The 26,697-nt window shown below is 48.8% G+C and carries 27 protein-coding genes; 12 read left to right on the top strand and 15 right to left on the bottom strand.

Annotated elements, in window-relative coordinates; translation table 11 throughout:
- Positions 1-26 precede the first annotated feature (26 nt).
- The gene (locus BMZ56_RS13945) at positions 27-1,370 is read right to left on the bottom strand and encodes a sugar porter family MFS transporter (protein WP_090627717.1); all 1,344 of its coding nucleotides are present in this window, start codon (positions 1,368-1,370) and stop codon (positions 27-29) included.
- A 13-nt stretch (positions 1,371-1,383) separates the two neighbouring features.
- On the bottom strand, positions 1,384-2,382 hold the full coding sequence (locus BMZ56_RS13940) for an aldose epimerase family protein (protein WP_090627715.1): 999 nt from the start codon (positions 2,380-2,382) through the stop codon (positions 1,384-1,386).
- Positions 2,383-2,619: 237 nt separating this feature from the next.
- Between BMZ56_RS13940 and BMZ56_RS13935 the strand changes: the two genes are divergently transcribed.
- A complete protein-coding gene (locus BMZ56_RS13935) occupies positions 2,620-3,501 on the top strand; it encodes an AraC family transcriptional regulator (protein ID WP_245893222.1) in 882 nt (293 codons plus the stop codon).
- 2 nt (positions 3,502-3,503) lie between these two features.
- Here BMZ56_RS13935 and BMZ56_RS13930 read toward each other — a convergent pair whose 3' ends face one another.
- Together BMZ56_RS13930 and BMZ56_RS13925 are read right to left on the bottom strand one after the other, a co-directional pair.
- Positions 3,504-3,953 carry a carboxymuconolactone decarboxylase family protein gene (locus BMZ56_RS13930; RefSeq protein ID WP_090627711.1) on the bottom strand — a complete coding sequence of 150 codons (450 nt, stop codon included), beginning with the start codon at positions 3,951-3,953 and terminating at the stop codon, positions 3,504-3,506.
- Between the two features lie 39 nt (positions 3,954-3,992).
- On the bottom strand, positions 3,993-4,868 hold the full coding sequence (locus BMZ56_RS13925) for a sigma-70 family RNA polymerase sigma factor (protein ID WP_090627709.1): 876 nt from the start codon (positions 4,866-4,868) through the stop codon (positions 3,993-3,995).
- 121 nt (positions 4,869-4,989) lie between these two features.
- Here BMZ56_RS13925 and BMZ56_RS13920 point away from each other — a divergent pair, with 121 nt between their 5' ends.
- Entirely contained in the window at positions 4,990-7,005 is a 2,016-nt protein-coding gene (locus BMZ56_RS13920; protein ID WP_090627707.1) for a tetratricopeptide repeat protein, read from the top strand.
- 21 nt (positions 7,006-7,026) lie between these two features.
- On the opposite strand, the gene BMZ56_RS13915 is transcribed toward BMZ56_RS13920, so the two are convergent.
- Entirely contained in the window at positions 7,027-7,701 is a 675-nt protein-coding gene (locus BMZ56_RS13915) for a response regulator transcription factor (protein ID WP_090627705.1), read from the bottom strand.
- Positions 7,698-9,209, bottom strand: coding sequence for a sensor histidine kinase (locus BMZ56_RS13910; protein ID WP_090627704.1), 1,512 nt, complete (start codon positions 9,207-9,209; stop codon positions 7,698-7,700). The genes BMZ56_RS13915 and BMZ56_RS13910 overlap by 4 nt, the downstream gene beginning before the upstream one ends.
- Before the next feature lie 122 nt (positions 9,210-9,331).
- Here BMZ56_RS13910 and BMZ56_RS13905 point away from each other — a divergent pair, with 122 nt between their 5' ends.
- The 6 genes from BMZ56_RS13905 to BMZ56_RS26180 all read left to right on the top strand — a co-directional run bounded on the left by BMZ56_RS13905 (position 9,332) and on the right by BMZ56_RS26180 (position 16,376).
- Complete coding sequence (locus tag BMZ56_RS13905) at positions 9,332-10,714, top strand: DUF4270 family protein (RefSeq protein ID WP_090627703.1); 1,383 nt, start codon at positions 9,332-9,334, stop codon at positions 10,712-10,714.
- A 4-nt stretch (positions 10,715-10,718) separates the two neighbouring features.
- The gene (locus BMZ56_RS13900; RefSeq protein WP_090627702.1) at positions 10,719-11,705 is read left to right on the top strand and encodes a Kelch repeat-containing protein; all 987 of its coding nucleotides are present in this window, start codon (positions 10,719-10,721) and stop codon (positions 11,703-11,705) included.
- A gap of 19 nt (positions 11,706-11,724) precedes the next feature.
- Complete coding sequence (locus BMZ56_RS13895; protein ID WP_090627700.1) at positions 11,725-12,363, top strand: outer membrane beta-barrel protein; 639 nt, start codon at positions 11,725-11,727, stop codon at positions 12,361-12,363.
- Between the two features lie 45 nt (positions 12,364-12,408).
- Positions 12,409-15,741 carry a transcription-repair coupling factor gene (gene mfd, locus BMZ56_RS13890; RefSeq protein WP_090627698.1) on the top strand — a complete coding sequence of 1,111 codons (3,333 nt, stop codon included), beginning with the start codon at positions 12,409-12,411 and terminating at the stop codon, positions 15,739-15,741.
- Between the two features lie 98 nt (positions 15,742-15,839).
- Complete coding sequence (locus tag BMZ56_RS13885) at positions 15,840-16,079, top strand: hypothetical protein (RefSeq protein WP_090627696.1); 240 nt, start codon at positions 15,840-15,842, stop codon at positions 16,077-16,079.
- A 9-nt stretch (positions 16,080-16,088) separates the two neighbouring features.
- Entirely contained in the window at positions 16,089-16,376 is a 288-nt protein-coding gene (locus BMZ56_RS26180) for a type II toxin-antitoxin system RelE/ParE family toxin (RefSeq protein ID WP_090627694.1), read from the top strand.
- On the opposite strand, the gene BMZ56_RS13875 is transcribed toward BMZ56_RS26180, so the two are convergent.
- The 7 genes from BMZ56_RS13875 to BMZ56_RS13845 are packed head-to-tail and all read right to left on the bottom strand — an operon-like array spanning position 16,377 to position 21,488.
- The gene (locus BMZ56_RS13875) at positions 16,377-16,853 is read right to left on the bottom strand and encodes a hemerythrin domain-containing protein (protein WP_090627692.1); all 477 of its coding nucleotides are present in this window, start codon (positions 16,851-16,853) and stop codon (positions 16,377-16,379) included.
- Positions 16,850-17,239, bottom strand: coding sequence for a group III truncated hemoglobin (locus tag BMZ56_RS13870; protein WP_090627915.1), 390 nt, complete (start codon positions 17,237-17,239; stop codon positions 16,850-16,852). The genes BMZ56_RS13875 and BMZ56_RS13870 overlap by 4 nt, the downstream gene beginning before the upstream one ends.
- Before the next feature lie 12 nt (positions 17,240-17,251).
- Positions 17,252-17,659, bottom strand: coding sequence for a cytochrome C (locus tag BMZ56_RS13865; RefSeq protein ID WP_090627690.1), 408 nt, complete (start codon positions 17,657-17,659; stop codon positions 17,252-17,254).
- Positions 17,643-17,918 (bottom strand): hypothetical protein, encoded by a 276-nt coding sequence (locus BMZ56_RS13860; RefSeq protein ID WP_090627687.1) that lies wholly within the window; start codon positions 17,916-17,918, stop codon positions 17,643-17,645. The genes BMZ56_RS13865 and BMZ56_RS13860 overlap by 17 nt, the downstream gene beginning before the upstream one ends.
- Positions 17,915-18,919: a cbb3-type cytochrome c oxidase subunit II gene (locus BMZ56_RS13855; RefSeq protein WP_090627685.1), complete on the bottom strand. Its 1,005-nt coding sequence runs from the start codon at positions 18,917-18,919 to the stop codon at positions 17,915-17,917. The genes BMZ56_RS13860 and BMZ56_RS13855 overlap by 4 nt, the downstream gene beginning before the upstream one ends.
- A gap of 10 nt (positions 18,920-18,929) precedes the next feature.
- Positions 18,930-21,008, bottom strand: coding sequence for a cbb3-type cytochrome c oxidase subunit I (locus BMZ56_RS13850; protein WP_090627683.1), 2,079 nt, complete (start codon positions 21,006-21,008; stop codon positions 18,930-18,932).
- A 45-nt stretch (positions 21,009-21,053) separates the two neighbouring features.
- Positions 21,054-21,488: an RrF2 family transcriptional regulator gene (locus BMZ56_RS13845; protein WP_090627681.1), complete on the bottom strand. Its 435-nt coding sequence runs from the start codon at positions 21,486-21,488 to the stop codon at positions 21,054-21,056.
- Between the two features lie 220 nt (positions 21,489-21,708).
- On the opposite strand from BMZ56_RS13845, the gene BMZ56_RS13840 reads away from it, so the two are divergent.
- The 4 genes from BMZ56_RS13840 (at position 21,709) to BMZ56_RS13825 (ending at position 25,089) form a co-directional block, all read left to right on the top strand.
- Positions 21,709-22,119, top strand: coding sequence for a DUF4395 domain-containing protein (locus BMZ56_RS13840; RefSeq protein WP_177195151.1), 411 nt, complete (start codon positions 21,709-21,711; stop codon positions 22,117-22,119).
- An 11-nt stretch (positions 22,120-22,130) separates the two neighbouring features.
- A complete protein-coding gene (locus tag BMZ56_RS13835; RefSeq protein ID WP_090627678.1) occupies positions 22,131-23,309 on the top strand; it encodes a trans-sulfuration enzyme family protein in 1,179 nt (392 codons plus the stop codon).
- An 85-nt stretch (positions 23,310-23,394) separates the two neighbouring features.
- Positions 23,395-24,387, top strand: a complete 993-nt coding sequence (locus BMZ56_RS13830) for a sugar kinase (protein ID WP_090627676.1) — start codon at positions 23,395-23,397, stop codon at positions 24,385-24,387.
- A gap of 48 nt (positions 24,388-24,435) precedes the next feature.
- The gene (locus tag BMZ56_RS13825; protein WP_090627674.1) at positions 24,436-25,089 is read left to right on the top strand and encodes a beta/alpha barrel domain-containing protein; all 654 of its coding nucleotides are present in this window, start codon (positions 24,436-24,438) and stop codon (positions 25,087-25,089) included.
- On the opposite strand, the gene BMZ56_RS13820 is transcribed toward BMZ56_RS13825, so the two are convergent.
- The gene (locus tag BMZ56_RS13820) at positions 25,074-25,349 is read right to left on the bottom strand and encodes a hypothetical protein (RefSeq protein ID WP_090627672.1); all 276 of its coding nucleotides are present in this window, start codon (positions 25,347-25,349) and stop codon (positions 25,074-25,076) included. The genes BMZ56_RS13825 and BMZ56_RS13820 overlap by 16 nt on opposite strands.
- Entirely contained in the window at positions 25,346-26,692 is a 1,347-nt protein-coding gene (locus tag BMZ56_RS13815) for a PepSY-associated TM helix domain-containing protein (RefSeq protein WP_090627670.1), read from the bottom strand. Before BMZ56_RS13815 ends, BMZ56_RS13820 begins: the two co-directional genes overlap by 4 nt.
- Positions 26,693-26,697 lie beyond the last annotated feature (5 nt).

The following is a 26,697-nucleotide window of genomic DNA, read 5'->3' as shown; positions in this document are numbered from 1 at the left end:
TTATCAATTATCTATCTGTTTATATCTCAATGTCCCGTCAAGTTTGCTTCCAGTTCTTCCAATGTCTTGCCTTTGGTCTCTTTTACCCGATACCGGACAAACCAGAAGCCTAGGAAGCAGATAACGGCGTAAAAATAAAATGGACCGAACGTGCCGAGTTTGCTGGCCAGTATCGGGAACGTGAATACCAATATGAAGTAACCGATCCAAAGCGCTACAATGGCCACAGACGACGCCGTCCCGCGGATCTTATTCGGGAAAATTTCCGAAATAAGCACCCATACAACCGGCGCGAGTGTGGTGGCGTAGATGGCAATAGCCAACAAGACGAATAGGGATATCAGCAGTGTTGCTGCCTGTCCCTGCAAGAGCAATGCGAGAACGATGTAGGCGATGCTGAGGCCCAGCGATCCCACAAGCATCAGCGGTCGGCGACCCAGCTTATCCACCTGCCACATGGCTACCAACGTAAACAGCAGGTTGACCACGCCGATCGCGACGGTTTCAAGAAGCTGCCTGTCCAGGTCGGCCCCCACCGACTCAAAAATGGTCGATGCGTAGTTAAATACCACATTGATGCCACACAGTTGCTGAAACAGTGCCAAGGTAATTCCGACGATAACCGCGGGCCGTACACTTTTTTCGAATACCGCCCGGAAAGATTGCCTGACACCGCCTTGAAGCGATTGGTGAATGCCGGACAGGGTTGATTCGGCATAGTCCGGCGAACCCAATTTATGCAATACCTTGGCGGCCTGTTCCTGTCTGCCGGCCTTGACCAGCCAACGGGGGCTTTCGGGTAACCAGAGGACGCCGAGGAAAAACAGTACGGATGGTACGGCTCCCAGTCCGAACATCCAACGCCACGATTCGCTGCCACCATCGGCCAACAGGTAATTAACGAGATTAGTGACTAAAATCCCGATCACGACGGTCAGTTGGTTGATGGCTACATTCCGTCCACGTACTTGTGCCGGTGAGACCTCGGCAATGTACATCGGACTTAACAGAGAGGCCATGCCCACGCCGATGCCGGCGGCAAACCGCATGGCAATAAATACGGTGAGATTGGCCGAAAAGGCCATTCCGAGAGAAGATGCCGCAAAGATCGCGGCGGCAAGTACGAGTCCCAGCTTGCGTCCGTATTGATCGGCTATTCGCCCGGCTATCAGACACCCCACGATACATCCCAATGCCAGGGAGCCGGTCAGGAAGCCCTCCCACCAGGCATCCAACGCAAATGCTTCCCGTAAAAAGGGCAAGGCACCTGCAATGACGGCAAAATCAAAGCCGAAGAGGTAGCCACCCAATGCGGAGATCAGTGATATGCCGACGATGTATCCGTTATTGAACGTGAATTTGTTTTCCATTTTTGCAGTCCGGTTATTCGGGTGAAACAGTAAATTTGTATAGGATCTGTTCATTATAGACGGCTTTGATATCCAGTACCGTAGAAGGAAAATCCGGATGATTCGGGCTATCGGGGAAGTACTGGCATTCAAGGCATATGCCATCGAATGGACGATAGGGAAGCCCAGCGTGTCCGGGTATATCGCTCGACAAGAAATCGCCGCTATAGACAACCAATCCGGGATAAGTGGTATATACCTCCAATGTTCTTCCCGAACCCTCATGGCATAATTTGGCTGCTCTTTTTAGCTTGTTTTGCGCGGTTTCATCGAGTACATAGCAATGATTAAGTCCCTTTATCCGGGAAAAAGATGGGTCAGAACAAGGAATCCATACCCCTGTGGGAATATAGTCTTCGGTGGTTTCCAATACGTGGGAAGCATGGACTTGCAACGGATGATCCTGGACGTCCTCTTTGTTCCCGGAGAGGTTGAAATAGGCGTGATTGGTCACATTAAGGACCGTCTTTTTGTCGCTGGTTGCTTCGTAATGGATATGCAATTCATTGGCTTCACTCCACTGATAAACAACCGTCAACCGGAGATTCCCAGGGAAACCGCCATCACCGTCCGTACTTGTCAGGTGAAATGAAAGGGCGTCATCGTGTACAGTCACGTCGAAAACACGTTTATGAAATCCCGCGATTCCACCATGATTGGTATGTGGGCCGTCGTTGGGTTCCAGGTCATAGTGGTGACCATCCAGATCAAAACCCGCGAAAGCAATGCGGTTGGCATACCGGCCAATGGTAGCACCCACATAGCAATCATCATCAATATACCCCTGCAATCGAGGGAACCCTAATACTACGTTATCAAAATGGCCGTGCCGGTCGGGGACTGTTACGGCAACGATTGCTGCCCCGAAATTGGTCAACTCGACGTATGCACCGGTGCTATTTTCCATGCGATACAGAAAAACAGCCTGATCTTCATGAATACCCCAATCTTCTTTTGAAATGACACTGGCCATTGAGTTGAGTTTATCTTTTTGGACTATCGTTTACTATTGGTTCCGACCTATAACGGATTGAACAAAGCAAAAGTAATGGGCTTCGTGCGTTAAAAAAATGGATGATCCTGTGAAAAACATGGATAATATTACCATTGGTTATTTTTTGCAATTCGAATAGAATATTCTCATTTTTACAGAAAGAAGAGAAAGAGCGATCACATAGATGGCAATATGGACAATATTATAACAAGGACAATGCGGGATAAAAAAGTAAAGGAGGGGTTTGTAGGAGAAAGAAGGATCGTATTACCGCCGAATATTAAACGTCGGGTATTGACGAATCGACTCGTAAAAAATCTTTACCTCACAGCCATCGGTTATTATCCGCATGCTACCTTCCACGATATGGAACGTAAGGGCGGATGCGGTCAGTACATCCTGATTTACTGCGTGGAGGGCGAGGGCCACATCCAGGTGGAAAAACAGCGGTATACATTGACACCGAATAGTTATTTTATTATCCCCAAGCATGCTCCCCATCATTATTATGCATCCGCTGGAACTCCCTGGAGTATCTACTGGGTACACTTCTGCGGAGATTATGACGAACAGCTATATCAGCGATTTACAGTTGACGGAAAGCCGGATGTACGGTTTATTCCGTATGAGGAAAACCGAATCCGGCTTTTTGAACAGGCCTACTATTTGTTAGAACAAAGCTACGAAACCCGTGATCTTGAGTTGATGAATCTCAATCTCCTTCATTTCTTGACTTCACTGATCTACCACAAGGATCGGAATACAGCGTTGGAAAGTGAAGATAAAGTTGCGAGCTCCGTTGCCTTTATGCAGGATCACCTGGATGCCCAATTCAGTATTGATGAGCTTGCTCAACAACAACAACTGTCTGTTTCGCATTACAGTCGTGTCTTTAAACAACGTACCGGGCATTCTCCCATCCATTATTTCAATCAACTGAAAATCCAGAAGTCATGTCAGCATCTTTATTTCACGGATAAAACGGTCAAAGAGATCGGTGTGCTTCTCGGTATTGACGATTCTTTTTATTTTTCACGGCTGTTTACCAAATTAATGGGCATGTCGCCTTCACAGTACCGGAAAGTCCATAAACTCTAATTTTACACCTTAAAGTTTCCAGGCACGGCACCAAAGGAACGCATCAGCCGATTCCAGGAGTTAATCTGCGCCACCGCCAACGAAAGAATAGCAATTTCCTGCTGCGTGAAATGTTTCCGCAGCCCGTCATGCAGCCCATCGGTGTGTGCCTCGGCGTGCATGTGCGTCATGGTCTCTGCAAATTCCAAAACGGCCTGCTCAGCTTCTGAATAATAGGGTGTTTCCCGCCACGCCGAAACGGAAATGAGCCGCAGGGGCGTTTCGCCGTAGTGAAGCCCTTTTTTATAATGCATATCCATGCAATAGGCACAGCTGTTGATTTGCGACACACGCATGTATAGGAGCTCGAGTAGTCCGTGGTCCAATCCTGAGCTTTCAATAAAATCCTGTGTTTTTCGCATGCCGGCCAGCAATCCGGCTGGGTAATCTTGATAAGCAATTCGTTCGTTCATCGTTCTTGAGACAATTTTCCATACCAGACAAATAAGTCGTCAATTGTGTGACAACAACTCCAGGTTTTTTTGCAAGGTAGATAGCTTATCGGGATTTCTTACAAAATAAACCTTATGGAGTCTTCCGCCATTCAGCGTGAATACCTGGCAACTCCGTATGGCCCCATCGTTCCAGTATAATAATGCCATTTGGCCTCCGATAATGGTTTGTGTAACAGCTACATCTTGATAGAATTTTCGGTACATTCCTATGAGCATACGCGCTACCTGATGGCGCCCGGTAACTGGATGTTTGCCTGCAGATGCTTTGCCACCACCATCGGATATCGCTACGATGTCTTCACGGAGTAATGTTTCAAGTTGCGCCGTATCCCCATTCCGAATAATCTGCCGGAAGCGATTTAAAAAAGCGACCTGTTCATCGTACGGGACTGGTGCGGATGGTTCTGCATCGATCCGCTGTTTGGCGCGGCTAAGCAACTTTCTGGAATAAGTGGGTGTAATCTCCAATGCGTCGGCTATTTCATTGTGATCGTAATCGAAGGCTTCTCTCAAGATGAAAACGGCTCGTTCCTTGACATTCAGACGCTCTAGGACGACCAGTAATGAATAAGTGATGGTATCCTGGGAGTCGATGTATAAATCCGCGCGTTCAGTAGCGATGGGCTCCGGCAACCATTGTCCGTAATAGGCAGGCCGGTGTAGCTTCTGTCTCTTTTTCCAGTTAATTGCAAGGTTCACCACCAAACGCGTCAGATATGCCCGCGGGTTTATTATCGACTTTGTATCTACGGTTATCCATTTCAGGTAAGCTTCCTGCACGATGTCTTCGGCCTCGATAAAAGACCCCGTGATGTAATAAGCCTGTCGTAGCAATGACGGCCGTAGGGAATCAGCAGAAAACACATTGGTCATATATAATCAGTGCCCGGAGTATCATCAGGGGTAAAGGTAGAAATAAATCACAGAAATCTGGATTCCTGTGTATTACAACACAAAAAGAAAACTGTATCTTCGTGGTGTAACACGACCAGTTATGAAATTGAATTGGCTGCCGGGGATAATGATTGCGGTTATCATCGGTTTCTCCATTGTTTTTTCCTTCAATGCGGTGGCCCAGCAATTGGATAGTCTGGAACTGCTGCTGAAGAATAGCCCTGTAGACTCTGCTTACGTCGAGAACGAGCTAACGGTATCGCGGTTATACCACCGCCAAGGGCAACATGGCGACCGCTGCATGGAGCTCGCCGCCGAGGCCGTTCAGCATGCGGTCGACCTGGGGGATACGTACCTTTATGCGAAGACGTTGGACAACCTGGGGCTGCTCTACCGCTACCACCAGTATTATGCCCAGGCCATTCCGTTGCATCAGAAAGCATTTGACCTGACGGAGAAACTCGACATCCCGCCGCTGAGTAAAATGATCTTTGCCAATAATACGGGGGTGGCTGCCCGTCACAATGGGAATTTTGATGTTTCGGTGGCATACTACCTCAAGGCATTATCCATTGCCGAGAAGGAGCAGGATCATAAAAATCAAGAGATTGCCAATAACGGACTGGGCATAGCGCTCATGAACATTCCCAGACGTGAACAGGAAGCGCTGGCCCACTTACGACGGGCGCTCGAAATTGCGAAAGCCTCCAATAACATGTTGGGGCAGGCGATGAATTACTTATCTATCGGGAGTTATTACGATGAGATTGGCGATCATAAGGTAGCGCGTGACTACCTTTTCAAACTAAAGCGGCTGAATGACCAAATGGAAGACAAGAATGGCATTGCCATTACCTTGGAGGCTATCGGCAATAGCTACCTGATGGAAAACAAGGATCTCCAAACGGCGAAGGCCTATTTTGAACGGTCGTTGCAGCTATACGAGCAATTGAATAATCCACTTGGGCAGGCAACCGTGCTGAGCAGTATTGGCGATGTTTTTCGGCAGCGCGGCCAACTGAACGAAGCACTTGTGGCCTATTTTCGGGCATATGAAGTAGGGGATGACCTGCAGCACTATGCCATGATACAACATACTGCAACGGCGATTTCCGGCGCATATGAGGAGCAGGGGAACACCAAGCAGGCGTTTGCTTATTTTCGGATCGCTCAGCAATATAAGGATAGTTTAGCGCTGCATCAACAAGAGATTGCGATCTCAGCCCTTAAGCATCAATACGATTTTGAAAGCAAGGAGGCGCAGATCGAATTGCTCACCAAAGACAAGCAATTGGCCAATGCCAAGCTACATCGCAGGAATCTGATCATATTCGTGATGTGTGGACTTTTTGCCGTAATCCTCGGTTTTGTGTTTTTTAAGATACGCATGAGGCGGCTGAAAAGCAAGGCCGCTGAATTAATTAAACAGCAGAAGGATGCCCGCATGAAAGCATTATATGAGAAAAATCTGATGGAAGCAGAGATCATTGCCACCCGTATGCAGATTAATCCCCATTTTATGTTCAATTGCCTTGGTTCGATTCGTTTTTTGGTCGAAAGGAAGGAAAACGAAAGAGCCCTCAATTATTTGGTTAATTTCAGTGGCTTTACCCGTCGGGTGTTGGAGATTTCGCACCGGCCTGTGCATCGCGTCTCCGACGAATTAAAGCTCTTGGCCCAGTACCTGAAATTGGAAAAAAACCGCTTTGATGATTGCTTCAGTTATCAAATCAAGAATGAAATGGATCAATGGGAAGAGCGAGACGTGATTCCGGCGCTGCTACTGCAACCGTTTGTGGAGAATGCGATTTGCCATGGCTTGTCTCCCTCCAGCCGTAAGGAGAAGTGCCTCCGGATTACCGCAAAATCGGGGGCGGCCCATATACAATTATTGATTGAAGATAATGGAGTGGGGTTGGCAGATTGTGGAACTGTGCAGCCCGGGCATAAAAGTATGGGGCACAAAATTACGAATAAGCGGATAGACCTGTTTAACACGAGTTATCAGGACCGTATTCAATGGCATATCGAGAACCTGTTGAATGCGGATGGGAGTGTAGGAGGGACCCGTGTCCAAATCGCTATTTTTATTCATCTTCCATTTGAACATAACTAAGGCTCCAAACGGAATTTGAAGTTAAGAAACCAACATCTTATACCCCACGCCACGCACATTGATAATTTTGATATTGGGATCGTCCCTGAGGTATTTCCGCAGCCGGCTGATGAACACATCCAGGCTGCGGCCTGAGAAAAAGCGGTCATTGCTCCAGAATTCGAAAAGGATTTCCTGGCGGTGGATGACATTGTTTCGATGTTCATATAGCCGTTTGAGCAGCTCGCTTTCACGGTAAGATAATTGGATGCACCGGTCACCGATGTGCAAGGTGTGTTTGATATTATCCAACAGGTAGTTGCCAATAGTCAGTTGCTCGCCGGGATTATACCGGTTGCTAAGTCTGAGCAGCGATTCCATACGGGCAATAAGTTCGTCGATGTTAAACGGTTTTTTCAGGTAGTCGTTGCCGCCTGATCGAAATCCTTTAAGCACATCTTCCATGCCAGTACGCGCTGTGAGGAAAATCATGGGTATGGTGCTGTCGTGCTCGCGGATTTTGGATGCCAAGGTATAGCCATCTATTTCGGGCATCATGACGTCCAATACGACAATGTCGGGTTTTGAGAGCAGAAATGAGTGCCATGCCCGTCCTCCGTTGGTACAATGCCTTACGCGGAAATGCAGGGTTTGCAGGCTTTCCGTTACAATCGTGGCCAATTTCACCTCATCTTCTACAAACAGTACGTCGATCATGTCTTGGTGTTCTTGGGAATGGATAGTGTGAATACGCTGCCTTCGCCAGGCGTGCTGTCGAGCGAAATGAATCCCCCATGTTGCAGGATGACCTGTTTGACATAGGACAGCCCCAAGCCGAATCCCTTGGCGGTGTGTACATTGCTGCGTGGTATCCGAAAAAAGGGTTCGAAAACTTGGTGCTGATAGGCACGCGGTATACCTATTCCGTTGTCGTGTATTTGTAATTTCACAAATTTACCCGCTTTTGATGGCTGTATCGCGACGGATATCCGGGTGGCACCGTATTTTATTGCATTGTCCAGCAGGTTGGTAATCACGTTTTTCATGTGTTCCGGGTCGCTGTAATGCGTTTCCACACTGGGAGGGGGAATAAAATGGAAATCCACCTGCTTAGATCGGGCATTGATTTTTGCGGTTGCGATACATTTTTTGACAAGACCGATGAGATCGTAGTGACGGTATTGCAGTTTGATGGTGTGGTGCTCGCCTTCTGCCACCTGAAGCACGCCATCGATCATGGAAGAGAGGTGATCGAGCTCTTCACGTGAAATGGACAAGTAGAGATCCCGGCGCTTTTCGTCTTTGGTGTCCGCATAGCTTTGCAATGCCTGCACCGCAGCGGAAACCGTAGCAATCGGCGTTCTGAACTCATGCGTCATGTTATTTACAAATGCCTTCCGGAGCATTGCCAGCTTATTTTGTTTAAAGATGGTGTGGAAGAGGTAGATGAAACAGCCGACGATGGTAGCTACCAAAGCGACGGAAATGATCAGTTGCCAGCTAAGGCTGTACAAGAGGTACTGCCAAGGGCGGTTGAAAGAGGCAGAGATAAATTTGCCGTTTTCGGGGTCAATGAGTATGGGACGAATGGAAAATCCCGGTCCCGCCATGCTGTCCAATAATCGGGCCTCGGGTGTCAGTAGGGTCACAGCTGTATGACTGCCCGATACGGATTGATGCCGATGGGGCGGTGCTTCTATTACATTCAGCGTGAAATCCGTGCATATATGGTTTCTTCTCAGTTCCTGCATAAACGTTTGCCGGATAGTTAGCAATGCCGCACTATCCAGGGGCGTTTGCCCGAATAAAAAATTGGGCAATAGCCGATGGGGACCATCGCTTGGAAAGGAAGAACCGGCTCGCACGCCGATCACGTCTGCACGGTGCCGCAAAAAGCTGTCGCGTTCATGCTGTTGCAGGCTATCTAACAACAGATACAGGGAATCAGGGTTGGTACCTGGGTACGTGCTGGTAAGGGTGGTGATTAGCTTTTTAGTGTAAGCAGGGCGGATTGCCCGCCGGATAAGAAACTTAGGCTGTTGGAGCGTATCTTCCCGTTGTTGGATGGTTTCCTGGATCGCGTCAAACAGGGCGCGTTCGGCGGTAGCCAAAAACAGCTCCATCCGTTGGTTATAGCTTCCATAAAGCCATGACCCGAGTACAACAACGATCCCTATACCGGCCGCCACGATGAGTATCACTATGAGCCTAAGGCTATCTTTCATAATCAGGCCAAATGTATGACACAAGAAAATAGATGAACGTAAGCATTAACCATATTTAACAAATTGTAACATTCATTAACACTCGATATCCACAGTTTTGTGACGGTTTTAATTCACAGTCTATGGACATTCGTAAAGGTGATAAGTTTAATGTCTTCCCTGTTTTTGTAGGGTTTTACGCAGTAATATTTGCCGTCGCCTGCAAGCAGGGGGAGGGTATCCGGTTAGATAATGAAGGGATCGACGATCTGGGGATTGAAATTGTCGACACGCTGACAGTTGATGTCCGTACCTTCTTGCTCGATCCGCTGCCGACGGCTGCTACGGGTAGGATCTTGGTGGGCAGTCTCCGGGACGAGGCGTTGGGAGAACTTCGTCTGTCATCTTATTTCCGAATTTCCAACAGTGAGCTGAATTTATCCGGTTTGCCTGCGGACGCTGTTTATGATTCCTTGTCCTTGCGGCTGTTTTACGATGGCTATTACTACGGCGATACCACCGCTCAACTGCAACTGACGCTCCACCGGCTATCCGAAGACCTGGAACGATCCGAATTGCCGATCGCACTGGAGGATGACGAGTATCCGGTTTTCGTGTCGGGAGAAACCCTGTGGAGCGATCAGTTAGTCGCATTTGAACCTACCGCATTGGGCACGGCGAACTTTTTACCAAGGCCTCTTTCCACATCAGACACCATAGCGTTTAAACTGGACGATGCCGTGGGGCGGACATTATTCGATATGGCAGTGAATAACGATACCCGTTTAACCAATGCGGAGGATTTCGTCGATTTTTTCAAAGGGTTGACGTTGATGCCAGTAGGTGACAACAAATGCATCGTGGGCCTTCGGGATTCCCTATCGTTGAACCTTCATTATTCCTATGAGCGGCAATCTGACGGCATGCGCGTATCAGATACATTACGGCTTACGATGGGTTCAACGGATTACCAATATAACCACGTTAAGCCAGATCGGCAAGGTAGTTTGTTGGAAGGTCTTTCCGCCGAAAACAACCAATTGCCTGAATCTGCCACGCTTCATCGAACATTTATTCAGGGATCTTCGGGAATTGTAACCCGTTTGCGGTTTCCGACCGCCCGCCAATTCATCAACAGTGCCAATATTGCCGTAAGTAAAGCACAGTTGATTATCGAAACCGATCAGCCGGTCCATGCGTTATATCCGCCGCCTGCAAGCTTGGTAATGATGGTGGCTAACCAATATGGCACGCCTACTTCACTGCTGACGGGCGGCTATGCTGAAACGACCCAAACGGCTTACTACCAAGCGACCGATCAGGCCGGGGGCGCCGGTAATGGGAAATATGTGTTTGACCTTACCGAATACATCAGTGAAATGCGGAACAGCACATCCAGCGAATCGGAGAGCCTTTTGCTTACCATTCCGACAGCCGATTTAATGGCAACTGTGAACCGATTAGCCGTTGCTAACCAAGGGAATAAACCCGCAATTAAATTATACTTATTATACGTAAAATTTTAAGACAATGAAAGAATTAGGATTAAGTAAACTGTTCGTGCTTGTGGTCGTTTCCCTGATGCTGGGTGCTTGTTCAAACGATGGCGAGGACGATCCGGATGAATGGGTACGGGTAGCTGATTTCGAGGGGTTACCACGTAGTGGTGCTGCCGGTTTTACCATCGGCGATTATACCTATGTAACCACTGGATACGGAACCAACTCGACCCGATTTACCGATACATGGCGTTATAATCCGTCGCAGCAAACCTGGACCCGGATGGCTGATTTTCCGGGCGAAGCACGAAACAACGCCGTGGCGTTCGTAGTCAATGGCAAGGGATATGTAGGCCTGGGTACCAATTCGACAGTCATGTTCAACGACTTCTATGAATACGATCCGGTTGGAGATACGTGGGCCCCGATAGCCGATTTCCCGGGAGAGGCGCGGTACGGTGCAGTAGCGTTTACCTTGAATAACCTAGGGTATGTAGGTACAGGTCGCGACATCGATGCGCAGGACTACAACGATTTCTATAGCTACCAACCCAGTACCGGACAATGGACCAAGGTAAACAGTACACCAGCGAAGCGGTCCTTTTCTTTTGCCTTTGTGTTGGATGGGCTCGCTTACTTGGGCGGCGGTACGAATAATAACCAAAACGTATCTTCCTTCTATGCATTCGATGGTACGAGTTGGACGGAAAAAGAACCGCTTTCAGGCCGTGATGACGATTACACCTATAGCCTTACGCGATTGAGTCCCGCTGCGTTTGTATTGGATGGCACGGCGTTTATCAGCGGAGGACTCACCAGTTATAACGGATCGGCTACGGGTTCCACTTGGCGCTATGTGTCGTCTGGAGATTACTGGGAGGAACACCAGTTGTTTTTGGGTTCATATCGTCAACAGGCGGTTACCTTCGTGCACGACGGGGCGGCCTATATCGTGACGGGGCGCAGTGGCACGGTCCCTTTTGACGATATGTGGCAATTTGTTCCCATTGCTTGGTAGGTATCAAATATGTGAAAAAATGAAAAGATATTGGCTTATAGGTATGGTGCTTATTTGCACAGTTTGGTCGTCAAAAGCTCAGTGGGCAGTGGATTACAGCGTACATGCTGGCGTTACGTTCCCGAGATATTTCCTGAACGACATCAGCAGTGGTGTTAGCCGGGAAGCCTCGCCGACGGTCAATGGGCAATTGGCGGGCTTAATTACCTTTTTCCCCACTAAATATGTAGGATTCGAAACGGGTATTTCCATCGTCGGACTCGGAGCCAAGCTCGAAAAATCCGAGTTTGGCTCCCGGGAGGTTACCCAGCATACCTACTGGCTACAGGCCCCGCTGTCGGTAATCGGTAAGATGCCATTCAACGATTCGAGCCATGTGTTTATAAAAGTAGGCGGGTACTTCGGATATGGCCTGTACGGAAAAAATTACCTAAGTGGTTCTTACGACGGATCGGCTAGCGAGGATTTTACCTTCGGTACCGGAGGTACGCAGCAGTCAACAGACTATGGGTTTGCCACGGGCATCGGGTATCAAAGCAAACGGGGGTATGTGATCTCGCTCAATTACTTGGCTGGCATACGGGACATCGCCCCAGCCAGTGCCTCCTACGATCAGCGCAACGGTGCGTTTTCTCTTTCAATTGGCTATCGTTTTTAGCTGATATCGGCAATTTTTCCGTACCTTTGTCCCCGTTTTTAGACTGTGGGCATAGACGATATTTTATTGAAATACCGTGAAGGCGGAAAAGTAACCGCTTTCGCGAAGGCATTGCAAAGCAAAAATCCAAAAATCCAGCTTCGTGGATTAATCGGGTCGGCGGATGCGATGGTGGCTGTAGCATGCTATCAATTGCAGGAGCGGCCAATGGTATTTGTATTACCTACCCATGAAGATGCTTCCTATTTTCTGAGCGACCTGGAAGGCTTGTTGGACAGGCAGGTACTATTTTTTCCGGCATCCTACCGCAAAGCATTCGATTTCACGCAAACGGATAGTGCACATGTTTTGCAACGTGCCGAGACACTCAGTACGCTAAATCATACCTCCGAGCTGCCCAAAATGGTGGTCACTTATCCCGAGGCATTGGCAGAAAAAGTGATCAATCGGAACGATTTGCAGAAAAATACACTGGAAATCACCCAAAGCAGTAACCTTGACATCGATTTCATCAACGAGTTCTTACAAGAATATGAGTTTGAGCGCGTGGATTTCGTTTACGAACCCGGCCAATATGCGATCCGCGGCGGTATTGTGGATATTTTTTCGTTTTCAAACGACCTGCCTTACCGCATTGAATTTTTTGGCAACGACATCGAAAGTATCCGCACGTTTGATATTGAAAGCCAGCTATCGGTAAGTAAGATACATACGGTAACGATTGTACCCAATGTGCAGGCTAAGTTTCTGACGGAAGGCAATATCTCGCTGTTGGAATACATCTCGGCAGATTCGGCTATCTGGTTTGAGGATGTGCAGTTTACACTGGATGTGGTGGCCAAGGGCTATAAGAAGGCTGGCGAGCTTTGGAAAGCGCTTCCCGATGCCGATAAACGTCAGAATCCTGAATGGATCGATCCGCGGTTTAATTTTGTGGATGAAAAGAACCTTGCCGCCATGCTGCACGATTTTGCTGTAGTAGAGTTCGGCAAGCAGTATTTCTACCAGGCTACTGAGACTATTTCATTCGACCAGCGCCCACAACCTTCGTTCAATAAGGACTTCAGCTTGTTGATCCATAACTTTAAAGAAAACGAGAAAGCGCGTATCCAAAACTGTATCTTCAGCGACTCGCCCAAGCAGATTGAACGGCTCATCACCATTTTGGACGATCTGGATAAATCCGTGACGTTCACGCCCATTCATACGGCCCTGCGTGAAGGGTTTGTGGATGTCGAATTGGGTATTGCCTGTTATACGGATCACCAGGTTTTTGACCGGTATTATAAATACAAACGCAAAAAGGGTTACGAACGTTCGCAGGCCATTACGCTTAAAGAACTGCGGGACCTAAAGCCCGGCGACTACATTACCCACATCGACCATGGCATTGGTAAATATGCCGGACTGGAGAAGGTGGAGGTTAATGGCAAAATGCAGGAAATGATCCGGTTGGTGTATGCAGACAATGACCTGTTGTATGTAAATATCAACTCGCTTAACCGCATCTCCAAATACACCGGCAAAGAAGGCTCGGTTCCGCGGATGAATAAACTGGGCACCGATACGTGGGACAAGCTGAAGAAAACCACTAAAAAAAAAGTTAAGGACATTGCGCGGGATCTGATCAAACTTTATGCCCAGCGTAAAGCGCAAACCGGGAATGCCTATCCGCCCGATACCTACCTGCAAACCGAACTGGAAGCTTCCTTTATTTACGAAGATACGCCCGATCAGGAGAAGGCTACACTGGATGTAAAGCGCGACATGGAATCGCCGCATCCGATGGACCGGCTGGTGTGCGGTGACGTGGGCTTCGGCAAGACCGAGGTTGCCATCCGGGCGGCATTCAAAGCGGTGGCAGACAGCAAGCAGGTGGCTGTATTGGTGCCGACAACCATTCTGGCCATGCAGCATTACCGCACGTTTTCTGAGCGGCTTAAGGGCTTTCCGTGCACGATCGACTACATCAACCGGTTCAAAACCACCAAACAAATCAAAGATACCCTGGCGCGGTTGGCGGAGGGGAAACTGGATATCATCATCGGCACGCACCGCTTGGTGAGCAAAGATGTCAAATTCAAGGACCTCGGATTGATGGTCGTGGATGAGGAGCAGAAATTCGGCGTGGGCGTGAAGGAGAAACTTAAGCAGCTCCGGGCCAACGTGGATGCGCTTACACTGACGGCTACACCCATACCGCGGACACTGCATTTCTCGCTGATGGGTGCACGTGACCTGAGTATCATCAATACGCCGCCGCCGAATCGCCAGCCTGTACAGACGGAACTGCATGTCTTCAATGAAACATTGATCCAAGAGGCAGTAAGCTACGAAATAGACCGTGGTGGTCAGGTATTTTTTATCCACAACCGGGTGGCCGACCTGCCTCAACTGGGTTTGCTCATCAAGAAGCTGGTGCCACATGCCCGGGTAGGTGTGGCACATGGGCAGTTGGAAGGCGATGCGCTCGAAGACGTCATGCTCAAATTCATCAATCATGAGCACGATGTGCTGGTAGCCACTACCATCATTGAAGCGGGGTTGGACATCCCCAATGCCAATACCATCATCATCAACCATGCCCATATGTTCGGCCTTAGCGATTTGCATCAGATGCGTGGACGTGTGGGACGTACCAACAAAAAGGCTTTTTGCTATTTGCTTAGTCCGCCGCTTTCGACGCTTACTTCGGAGGCTTACAAACGACTGAGCGCCATTGAGGAGTTTTCGGAATTGGGTAGCGGATTTAATGTCGCCATGCGCGACTTGGACATCCGTGGAAGTGGTAACCTGCTGGGGGCTGAACAGAGTGGTTTTATTGCGGAGATCGGTTTTGAGATGTATCACAAGATATTGGATGAGGCTATCCAGGAGTTGAAAGACGACGAGTTTTCAGATCTTTTCAAAGATGTAAAGCCGCGTGATTTCGTTCCTTTCACGCAGATTGATACCGATCTGGAAGTGCTTATTCCGGATGAGTACGTCACGAACGTGGCGGAACGTTACAACCTTTACAACGAGATCGCCAAATTGGAAAGTGAACAGCAGCTTGAAGCATTCAAGCAGTCTTTGCGTGACCGCTTCGGACCAGTACCGCACCCCGTGGAGGAACTACTCAATACGTTACGGCTGCAATGGTTTGGTAAAGAAATCGGTTTCGAGAAAATCTCGTTTAAGAAAAATATATTGCGTGGGTACTTTGCTACGAACCCCGGTTATTTCGAAAGCGACCGCTTCGGTAAAGTGCTCCAGTTCGTGCAGCAGAATCCAACGATTTGCAACCTCAAGGAAGTGAAGGGTTCACTGCGCATTGCTTTCGAGCAGGTGTCTGACATTGGGCAGGCCATCCGTATATTGGGCGACATGGCAGCGTAAGGTTGGCACAAAATATAATTATGATTACCTTTGGTTTTTAGGATAAGTAATGATCTTAGTCATACAGTAAGGTTATTGACAAATTTAAATTTGCTGACATGGATATTCAAGCTGAAAAATTAGATATTATCCATTGGTTGAGTACTCTTGACGATAGAAGGCTAATTAGCCAATTGGTTTCCCTAAAAAATTCTACCACTCAAAACATTCAACTAAGTGCAGAGGAAAAGGAAGCTATTGACATTGCTTTGGAATCTGTTGAAGATGGGCGCGTCCTTACGCACGAAGAAGTGATGAGTAAAACAAAGAACAAATATCCGAATCTTTACAACAGATAGTTCCGTCCAATGAGGCTTATTTGGACAGAGGATGCTATGAATGATTATCACCACAATATTGATTTTTTATTGGAACGGTGGACGACCCGCATTGCACAAGAATTCATTGAACAGGTTGAAGACATTTTGGAATTAATTGCCATTTTTCCGGAAATGTATCCGCTAAGTAATTACAAGAGTGTTAGAAAAGTGGTAATCAGAAAGCAGATTAGCTTATTCTATAAGATTGACGGTGAGAATATTTTGCTGCTGCGTTTTTGGAACAACTACCAAAATCCAAGGAAACTTAAATTTTAGTCACTCCCAAAACGGATCGTCCCAGTTTTCACATGGAGGTGCATGTTGATGATGTTTTGCGATGGCCGCGAGTTGCGGTTCGGTAGCCACTCGCTGTACCTCATTGAACAATATCCGCTCCTCAAAGCGTATGTGGCTATCCAGTTCTTCTTCGATGAGATTCAACGACCGCCAAGCCTCGGTTTCCTGTTCAAATAAACGCTTGAGTCGCCGGTGTTCGGAAAGCGCTCGCTTCACCAGCTCGTGATCGTTACCCAGGACGGGAAAAATATAGGTTTCCTCCACCTCGAAATGATCAACAAGCTGTGTCCGCCAGAACCAATCGGCATAGCGCTTGATGCGTTCGGTCGCTACGTTCCGTTTGAAGCCCTCACGGATTTTCCAGCATAACAGTAATCCTTGGTGATGATCGTGACTGATCGATTTCAGGTGGGCGCTCCGCTTTAGGGGCTTGGGAGGATTTGTGGATGTACTCATGACAGTGGGGTTGAGGGACGACTGCGATAATAGTTGATTTTGGAAAGGAACATGGCTGCCATTTTATCGCCGCGCCATTTTGCCTCGGCGGCCTTCTCACCGGTAAAAAGTTGGTCAAGGGTGGTATGCCATAGCCCCAACCAAGTGTCAAAATGCTGGCGGTCAACCGGCAGTTGCGCATGTGGCGGAAAGGGAGCCCCGTAATAAGTGTGCTCGCCGAACAGGACGGTTTGCCAGAATCGGTACATCTTCTCGAGGTGCACTGGCCACCGGTCGCCAATCACGCTGTCGAAGATGGGCCCGATCAGCGGGTTTTCCCTGACTTTACCGTAAAATGTATCCACCAACAAGCGGATGTCTTCCATCGTTTCGATCGCTCTCTTCATATCCATTGCCTCCTATAGGGGCAGCGCAAAATACCGGATCAGGTAAAACAACCCCCAACCTACAAAACCAATAATCAAAATCCATACCCAGGCTGGAATACTTTGCGGGGTTTCGCTGCCCGAGATGAGAAAGTCCTTTTGGTCGCCCTTTCCATAGGCGTTGATCATCAGGGGCAGTACGCCGTCCACTACGGCATTTTCGCGGATGCCCTCGATGCTGATGGCTGGCCCGTTTCGTACTTCGAAAGGAATTTTACGGATTCCCTCTTTGCCGGATGGGTCTTTGCTCACAACTGTGAGCTGGTGCTCGCCGTCGACCAACTTCCGCGTATCCAGTTCAAAGTTAACGGGAGCTTCGAATGCCGCAATGGGATTCGGTTCGTTGTCAATATAGATGATGATTTTACTTTTCGGTGCCATCTTCCAAATTTAATATGATCCGCTTGATGTGGCCGCCGGTTTTTTCGCCCGGCTTGACCAGCATTTTGATGGAAAAATACAAGGTGAAGGCTACAACGATCACCATCGCCCAGATGATGACATAGTCCCAATCGCTTGCCGGTCCTGCACCATGGGATATTCCTTGCAACATCTTGGGTTGTTGCCTTTCGCACACCGGGCATGCCAGTCCACTAAGGGTAGCCAATATCAACGTGAATAGGGAAAAAACTACTTTCATTTGTTGTCTGCCTCCAATAGGGTTATGATTTCCTGTACTTCTTCTGCTGTTACCTCTTTGCCTTTGTTGCCCCAGCTGGAGCGCTCGTGGTTGATAATAGCTGCCACATCATCTGCTGTGAAACCCATCATCGTGCCTACACCGGGCATGGCACCGTATTCGGGGCGGGCATCGTAACCATTCATAATGATGTCTACATACACCGAAAGGTCGTCGCCCGTTACGATCGGACTGTTGGCCAACGGTGGAAATGCACCCGGCAGCCCCTTCCCGTCGGCTTGATGGCATGCCTGGCAGTTGTCGGTATACAGCAGTGCCCCATTCACTCCACTTTCGGATCCACCGGATTCCTCTGTTGACTTGACAACCCGTTTATATAGAAATTCGGGTGCTCGGCTCTCGCCCGGCAGTTCTGCCTGCTTGAGCGATTGCAGGTAGGCCACCAATTGCAGGGCTTCGGGCTTGGCCACCACTTTCCCCGACTTGCCGCCGAGAAAGGCCTCGGGTACATTGACCACTACATCGCTATCGGAAGGCATGGCTTTCCGCTCGAAGAGCCAGGGATAGGCCGGCATCACGGATTCTTTGACGACCGTCCGCGGGTTGTAGAGGTGTACCAGATTCCAATCGAGGCTGGGTTGTCGGTTGCCGATATCGGTCAGGTCAGGCCCCGTGCGCTCCGTGCCCGCCAGGGTGGCCGTATTGCGCCAGATATCCATCCGTTTCATGGCTGCATAATCAGCCGCGATACCCGGTCGCTTACCCCAGCGGCTGTCCATGTCGATGTTGCGCACCTGCTGTGTATGACAGGCCACGCAGCCATTAGCGATAAATAACTCCTTGCCTTTCCGGGCGTCGTCGCTGAGCGGTACAGCATTGGGTAACGGTGCATTATTTTGCTGGTTACTGATGGCCGGGATGATGGCCACAAACAGCGTCAGTGCCGCAAAAAGGAGGAAAGCGGTTCCAAAGAGTTTGGTATGATTATTAAAAAATTCCATGCGTCTACGTTTACCTTGTTTCAGCGGTTGAAACTGTTTTGTCTGTTAATTTCGCCAGCGCAGTCTCCACAATGTTGGATTGCGGTTCCGTACGGAACATCTTATAGAGGTTATAAGCAAACAGGAGGTGCGAGAGCCACATCAGACTTCCCCCGATGGCCCGCCATAACCAGTAAGGGGCCATCAGGACCACGCTGTCAATAAAAGGCTTTCCTTCCAACCAGGAAAGACCTTTCAACGTGCTGCCATACATCAAGGGGACTGTATAGAAAAGCAGGCCGATCAATGCAAACCAGAAATGTGCCCCCACGGTCAGCTGCGGTGGCTCTTGGCCGGTCAAACGGGGCACAACGGCATACATACTGCCCCAAAGCAGGAAGGAGATGATGCCGTACATCGTCAGGTGCGAATGGGCGACTGTAAAGTCTGTGAAGTGCCAGATCAGATTCGTGTAGCGGAATGCTTCGGCAGTGCCCTGGAGGGAGCCGGTGAAGTAAAAAATGATGCCCGCGAGAAAAAAAGGAAGTGTATAGCTATCCTTCACCTTGTACCAGGCTCCGCGGAACGTGAGCAGGAAGTTGGTCGTGCCCGCAACCACGGGGATAACCATCCCGGCACTGCCCACGATGGCTACAGTTTGTAACCACCAAGGGATGGCGCTGAAGATGAAATGGTGAGTGCCGATAAGCGTATAAAACAGAATCTGTGTCCAGAAGGCGAGTATGCCAAGGCTGTAAGAATAGATGGGCTTGTTAAGCTGTTGAGGTAAAAAATAGTAAACGATGCCCAGCGTAAAAAGCATAAACCACATGCCTACGCCCTGGTGCATGTAATAGCCCTGCACGATAACTTCGCCGAGGCCATTCTGCCAGAAGGGAAGATAGGCAACCAGCGCGATGACGATGGTGAAGATGATTGCGGATATCATATACCAGTTGGAAATATAGATTTCCGTGGTTTTCCGGCGCGCAATGGTTTTTAGGAAATTAATCAGCGTGAGCGCCAGCGCCACTGCAAAGGGTAGCATGATGGGCCATATGTATTCGCGGTATTCGCCGCCACCGTTGTTAATTCCGGCCATCAGGCTGACGGTGCCAACGAGCACCGTGAGGTTGATGAGGATAAGCGAATACCAGCCGTAACGGAGGCTGGCAAGCGGCACGTTGCTTACGCGGGGAACAATGTAATGCCCCAATCCCAGCATACCCAGCGATGCCCATCCCCAGAAAACTGCATTCGTATGTACGGGCCGAAGCCGACCAAAACTCAGCCAGCTCAATTGGTCAGCATCGGGTGCGATAAATTTGATACCGAGATACTGGCCAACCGTGGTACCAAACAGCAGCCAGAATGCCGACGTGCCGATGTACCATAAAACCAGTTTGGCCAACTGGCTATCAATGTTGGGACGGCGGACAGCCCGCTTCTTCAACGCGGCAATGGGAAGGTTTACATCGCTGCGTGGGGAAGCAATCAAGCCACGTTTGTCGCGCACCGGAACATCGCCCGTGAGTTCGGTATGGGTCAACGTGTATTCGAGTGCGGCTTTCCGCTCGGCCAGGTTGTCGAGCACTTCCGGATCCGACAGCCCATCGAGGTACTGTGCCAGTTCACCCGCCAGCGCGTCATTCTGACGCTGTTGATAACGGAATAGGGTACGTCGGATTTTGATCACCATCAATACCAAGCCACACAGTACCGGGATTCCGATAAGTACCAGTGTAATGACGATGCCTGCGTTTCCCCAGGCGATACCAGATGCTGTAGTTTCCTGTGCGAAGGCAGGCAGGCCAGCGGAGAGCCCGGCGATGAACATGACCGCTTTCTTTGACAGGGGAGATGCTTTTTGCTTTACCGTTCCACGTCTTTTCTGCTGTAACAGCATCTCCAATTGTTCGCTGCTAAACTGCTCAACATGACGCTTTAAACGGAAGTCCGTTCCGCCACCGGTATTATTTCGGATGTGCACAACGCGGTGATATAGCGAGAGTAAGACCCCAAGCAATACCAGGAGTAGTACGACGAATGCGACCATCGTCATTTCCTGCCAGCCAAGTTGCAATGAATAAATGTTGGGCATCTGTTCCATAAAGTGATATTAATACCTTTTTATCTTTTATTAATTTAAATTTTTTTACCGCCTGCTCAGGTAAAAGGTGGACATGTCAAACTTGTCCTGTAATTCTCCCAATTTGGTACGCGCCAGCAGTTCATGCAGGTCCTTCCGGATTTTCTTGAACTCTGCATGCAGCGGACAAGGTTGCTTTTCCGAACATTCGCTTAGCCCAAGGCCACACCCGTTGAACAATTTGTCACCATCAACGGCCAGTACAATGTCTGCCAGGGTATGGGTCAGTGTATTGCCATCCATGTAAAATCCGCCCGTAGGACCTTTTAACGACTGGACGATTCCCCGTTTACTCAGCTCCTGCAATATTTTGGCAATAAAATGTACCGGTGAGTCGATGCCTTCGGCGATTTCCCGTACCCCCACACGTTTGCCATCTTTGGTCTCGCGTGTGATGAACATCACGGCTCGTATTGCGTATTCACAGGTTTTTGAAAACATCCATTTCTGCTGTATGGCACAAAGGTAACAAAATTTAATAAAAGACAAAAAACTCTTTTATTTTCTATTGGTTTTTGCCGTATCGATGTGTAGTGAGACAACGGATTTTTAGTCTACTTTTTTGATAGACTAATATTTTATTTGCAATTTTGCAGGCGTAAAGTACATCCGATTTTATATGTCAAATAGAGGGTTAGATTGTCCCGTAGATTTCGTTACCATGAATGAATACCAAGTGAGATGGACTGCGCTGCTGGTCTTGGTTTTGACGGCGGGTTACATTGTATCCGGGTATTGGTTTATTCCGGCGTTTCTTGTCGTTGATTTTTTCCTGAGGGCATCCAAACTGGGGAAATATAGTTTGCTTGGACAACTGGGTGGCGTATTGGTCAAGGCGTTTGGTATGGGCAATAAGCCGGTCGATCGTGCGCCCAAGCGGTTTGCCGCATGGATCGGGTTATTAGTTACGGGTGCCATCACCATGCTGTATGGGGTAGGCGCCTCGTCCATTTCTTATATCCTCGCGGATATACTGCTTATTTTTGCATTTTTGGAAGCCGCGTTCGGCTTTTGTGCGGGCTGCCGTGTCTATACGTTAATCAAGCCATTGCTGCCTTCGAAAAGTTTGTAAATTTAGATACCATGAGTCAGATCGAAACCGATTTAATCCATTCGGGAGAAGCATTTAACGAGACCCGTTCGGTGGTCCCACCTATTTATCAAACCGCTACGTATTTTGCGGATAGCAATCCGGATGATTTTCTGAAAGCGGGAACAGAGGCGCGTTATCCTTATTTTTATCAACGTCATGGTAATCCGGTGAGTAGCCAAACCGCCGAATTGATTGCCAAACTGGAGGGCAAGGAGGCCGCTTTGCTGACCGCTACCGGCATGGCTGCCATCAGCACGGCCGTATTATCCGTAGTTAGGGCGGGTGATCATGTGGTTGCGCAACTATCTCACTATTCGGCGGCCAGCATCTTGCTGAAAGAACTGCTTCCACAATTTGGAATTGATGTATCCTATTTTGATCAACAGGATATCACATCGCTGGATGCGGTTTTGAGGGACAATACCCGATTGATTTATCTTGAAACCCCGTCAAATCCGAATTTAGCCATCACCGATTTGGCCTATGTGGCCAACTTGGCCAAGGCACGCGGTATCGTGACGATTTGTGACAATACGTTTGCCAGTCCCATCAATCAGCGGCCCGGCGATCACGGTATTGATGTGGTTGTGCACAGTGCGACCAAATACCTGGGAGGGCACAGTGACCTCACGGCGGGCGTCATCTGTGGTACTGAAGAAATGGTGAATCAAGCGTGGAAGAAATTATTGTCTTTAGGAGGTTCATTGGCCCCTTTCGACGCGTGGTTGTTGCTTCGGGGATTGCGGACACTTTCCCTCCGTGTGAAACAGATCAACGAGAATGCATTGGCGTTGGCCCAGTGGTTTGAAAAACATCCGTTGATTAAGCGTGTTCTATATTGTGGGCTGCCGTCGCATCCACAGTACGCATTGGCGAAGCGCCAGATGAACGGTTACACCGGGATGCTTTGTGTAGAGGTGGTTGGAAAGGATGAACAGGAGCAATTCGAGCGTGCACAGCTCGTGCTGAACAACCTTCGGATCTTTGCGAACGCTGCGAGCTTGGGCGGGGTCGAGTCGTTGGCTGTACATCCTGCCAGTATGTGGGGACTGCATCATTCTCCCGAACAGAAGTTAAAAGCAGGCATAAATGACGGCATGTTGCGCATTTCGGTCGGAATTGAACACATTGACGATCTGGTCGGGGATTTTGAACAAGCGCTGGGATAGAAAAGAGAGGCTAGCCACTTGGTCCAAAGGTCTGCTAGCTAATGTCTGTTGTCTAACGTCTCAAAAAACACTATTTTAGCACCCCATGACTAAACATAAGATATTATCATTCGGCGAATTGCTGTTGCGGTTGAGTTCCTCCGGCGAATCGTTTTTGGGAGAAGACGGTCAGGTGGTCGTTTTTCCCGGCGGTTCGGAAGCGAATGTGGCTGCCTCACTGGGACAATGGGGCATCCCGTGCAGCTACCTGAGCCGTATTCCTGAGAATGACCTGACATCACAGATCCTATCGACCTTGACAAGCCTCGGCGTAGATGTGTCGCCGTCGTTGCTGGAAGGGGACAGGCTTGGATTATATTTCCTGCTGTCGGCAAACGGGCTTAGCAAGGGCGAAGTGGTATATGACCGGAAATATTCGGCTTTTAGCCAATTGAAGCCCGGTATGATCAATTGGGATCGTGTATTGGACGATTACACGTGGTTCCATTGGAGTGCACTCACCCCGGCTTTAAATGAATCCCTTGCAGCGGTTTGTCAGGAGGCATTGGACGTTGCACGTGCGAAGGGGCTAGTCGTGTCTGTCGATCTCAATTACCGTAACCGGTTATGGAATTACGGGAAGGATCCCATCGAGGTGATGCCGGCCCTGCTCTCATCCTGTAATGTGGTAATGGGCAATATCTGGGCGGCCAATAAAATGCTGGGTACTTCCGTATTGGACACATTGGGAAGGGATACCGCACCGGATGTCTATTTCGAACATGCCAGGGAATCTGCCCAGGAAGTATTCAGCTTGTTGCCCCAATGCCAACAGGTTGCCTATACGTTCCGTTTTATGGATACCGCGAGCCATAACCTGTTGTATGGTACTTACCACACGCGGGAGGCGGACTTTATGTCGGCTATCAATGAAACAGACAAGGTGATCGACCGCATCGGTAGCGGAGATGCCTTCATGGCAGGCCTGATCTATGCACTGGTAGAAGGCAAAAGTGGACAGGAGACAATTGATACAGCAACCGCTGCGGGATTCAAGAAGTTATTTGTCAAAGGCGACTTCGGCAACGGGGATTTGTAGGAGAGGTCGAGAAGTCTACTAGCTAACGTCTCATATCTTAATACTAAAATGGAAAATACGCTAAAACATATCCTTCAATATCCGGTATTGCCCGTATATTATAATGAAGACATCCAAACTTGTACAGCGGTGGTGAATGCTTGTTATCAAGGTGGAATCCGGGTTTTTGAATTTGTAAACCGGGGTGACAAAGCACCCGAGAACTTTTCCCAATTGTTGTCGTTTCAGAAAGAAAACTGGCCGGATCTTTTGTTAGGCATCGGTACAATTAAATCAGCGGCAATGGCTACGGCATACATTGAAATGGGAGCCAGGTTTATCGTCAGCCCTGTCGTGAAGACTGAAATTGCCGAAGTGACCTTAAAGAAAGGCATCCTATGGGTACCCGGATGCATGACTCCGACGGAGATCAGCCTGGCCGAAGACCTGGGCGCTCCTTTGGTAAAACTTTTCCCGGGCGATACATTGGGAACCGGATTCCTAAAAGGTATTAAACCATTATTTCCTGCTATGCGGTTTATGCCAACAGGTGGTGTAAACCCGACGAAAGAAAGTATTTCCGGGTGGTTTGATGCCGGTGTAAGCGCTGTGGGGTTAGGTTCCAAGTTGTTTGCAAAGCCCGAAGGCGCCACAGGCTACGATTGGTTAGTGGAACGGAGTAATGAGCTGATGCGTACGGTGAGCACCTACACCCAACAATAAATAAACAACGCTACGTAATACATCATTGAACACCAAAGGTATATCCGGTTTTTGATCCAAATAGCACTGCTTAGTGCGACGAATGCGAGTGTAAGTAGTACAACCCAGCCAATCTGGTTCCCCACAGCGTTGAAGTATGCATAAACGACATAAACGACATGGACGGCGAGCACGTTGAGCAGAAAAAGCGCGGCGGGCACTAGGTGGTGCTCCGTGTGTGTATCATGCCGCTTGTTGTGTTTTCTTTTTGCTGCGTTCATGCCGAGGGTTGATGGTTACGATTAAATAGGCGAAACAAGTACCGTAAAAGCGCATAGCCAATTAAACCGATCAATAAGGTGTTGATCAGGATACCGGCGATCAACGAAGCGGTGGAATAGCCGATAAATAGACTGATCAAAGCAATTCCAATCAAAAAGAGTAGTACCGCCACGCTATATACAAATGTAGTTTTCCACGCATCTGCCCGTTGGAATTTCTTCTTTTTTTGGCGGCGGAACAGAAAGATAACAAAACCGCTGATGGATAAGAAGCCACTGGTCAATCCGAGCAACGCATAGAGGGCCTTGAGCATCAATCCGCCGAAGTCGCCGAAGTGCAGTGCTTCCTGAATGAAATAGAATTTGTGACTGAGCGATTGTTCTCGGACATCGTACTTGAAAATTGGACGATAGTCTGTTTTTGAAAGAACCAGTATATTGATGTCGCGTTCGTAGATCTGACCGGCGATATTACCGCGCACGGTGACTGTTCCCGAACCGTTGGTTGAGGAAGAGAGTTGGCGGGGTTGAAGTGCAGGGAATTCTTTTTTTGCGGTTTTCAGGATTTCATTCCAATTGACGTACATTGCCTTATCGGCTTCCGGTTCCATAACGATGGCTGCTTTGAATGTATTAGGAGTTTTGATCTCTAACCATCGCATTAACCACGGCTGTAATCCCAGCCACGCACCGGTGAGTGCAATGACGACGTTAAAGGCCAGTGCGCTGATGCCCAATATCTTGTGCCAATCGGCCATGATGATACGCATGTCCCTGGTTTTTCGCAGCTTGGGCCACAACTGTTTTTTCATAAAATTGCCATAAATGAGCAGACCGGTGATGGCCACGACGGCCAATGCCAATCCACCAATACCCACCAGTTGGCGCCCCCAGTATCCTTCATATAGCCGTACATGCATCTGCCGCAGGTAATTGGCCAAGGAATTCTGATGATTGCGTTGCCCGATGATCCGATCCTTTCCGGCATCGATGAAAAAATCGACGCGCTTCAAATTGCCACCTTCAGGTCGTAAGATGACATCGGCATGTACCACCTGTCCGGAATGATCCGGTAAGCTGATGGACAACGAGCTATAGTCGGGATGTTGGTGGATTAGCGAATCGATAGATTGACTGAATTGTGGGCCGCCTGTAGGGGAGGGGGACGACAGGGCTTTGTAATGATGTTTAACAATCCATCCGTCGATTTCCGGGATAAATACGGCAACCGCGCCGGTAAGGCTGAGTGCACCGATGAGGATGCCTGTATACAGACCTACCCAATGGTGAAGGCGCCAAAATAATTTTTTGTTATTCTCAGCCTTGCCGGCGCGTTTGGACATGTTCG

Source organism: Parapedobacter indicus, from assembly GCF_900113765.1.
Classification (GTDB): domain Bacteria; phylum Bacteroidota; class Bacteroidia; order Sphingobacteriales; family Sphingobacteriaceae; genus Parapedobacter; species Parapedobacter indicus.
Note: the sequence above shows the minus strand (reverse complement) of the source record. Positions and strands in the feature narration are given on the sequence as shown.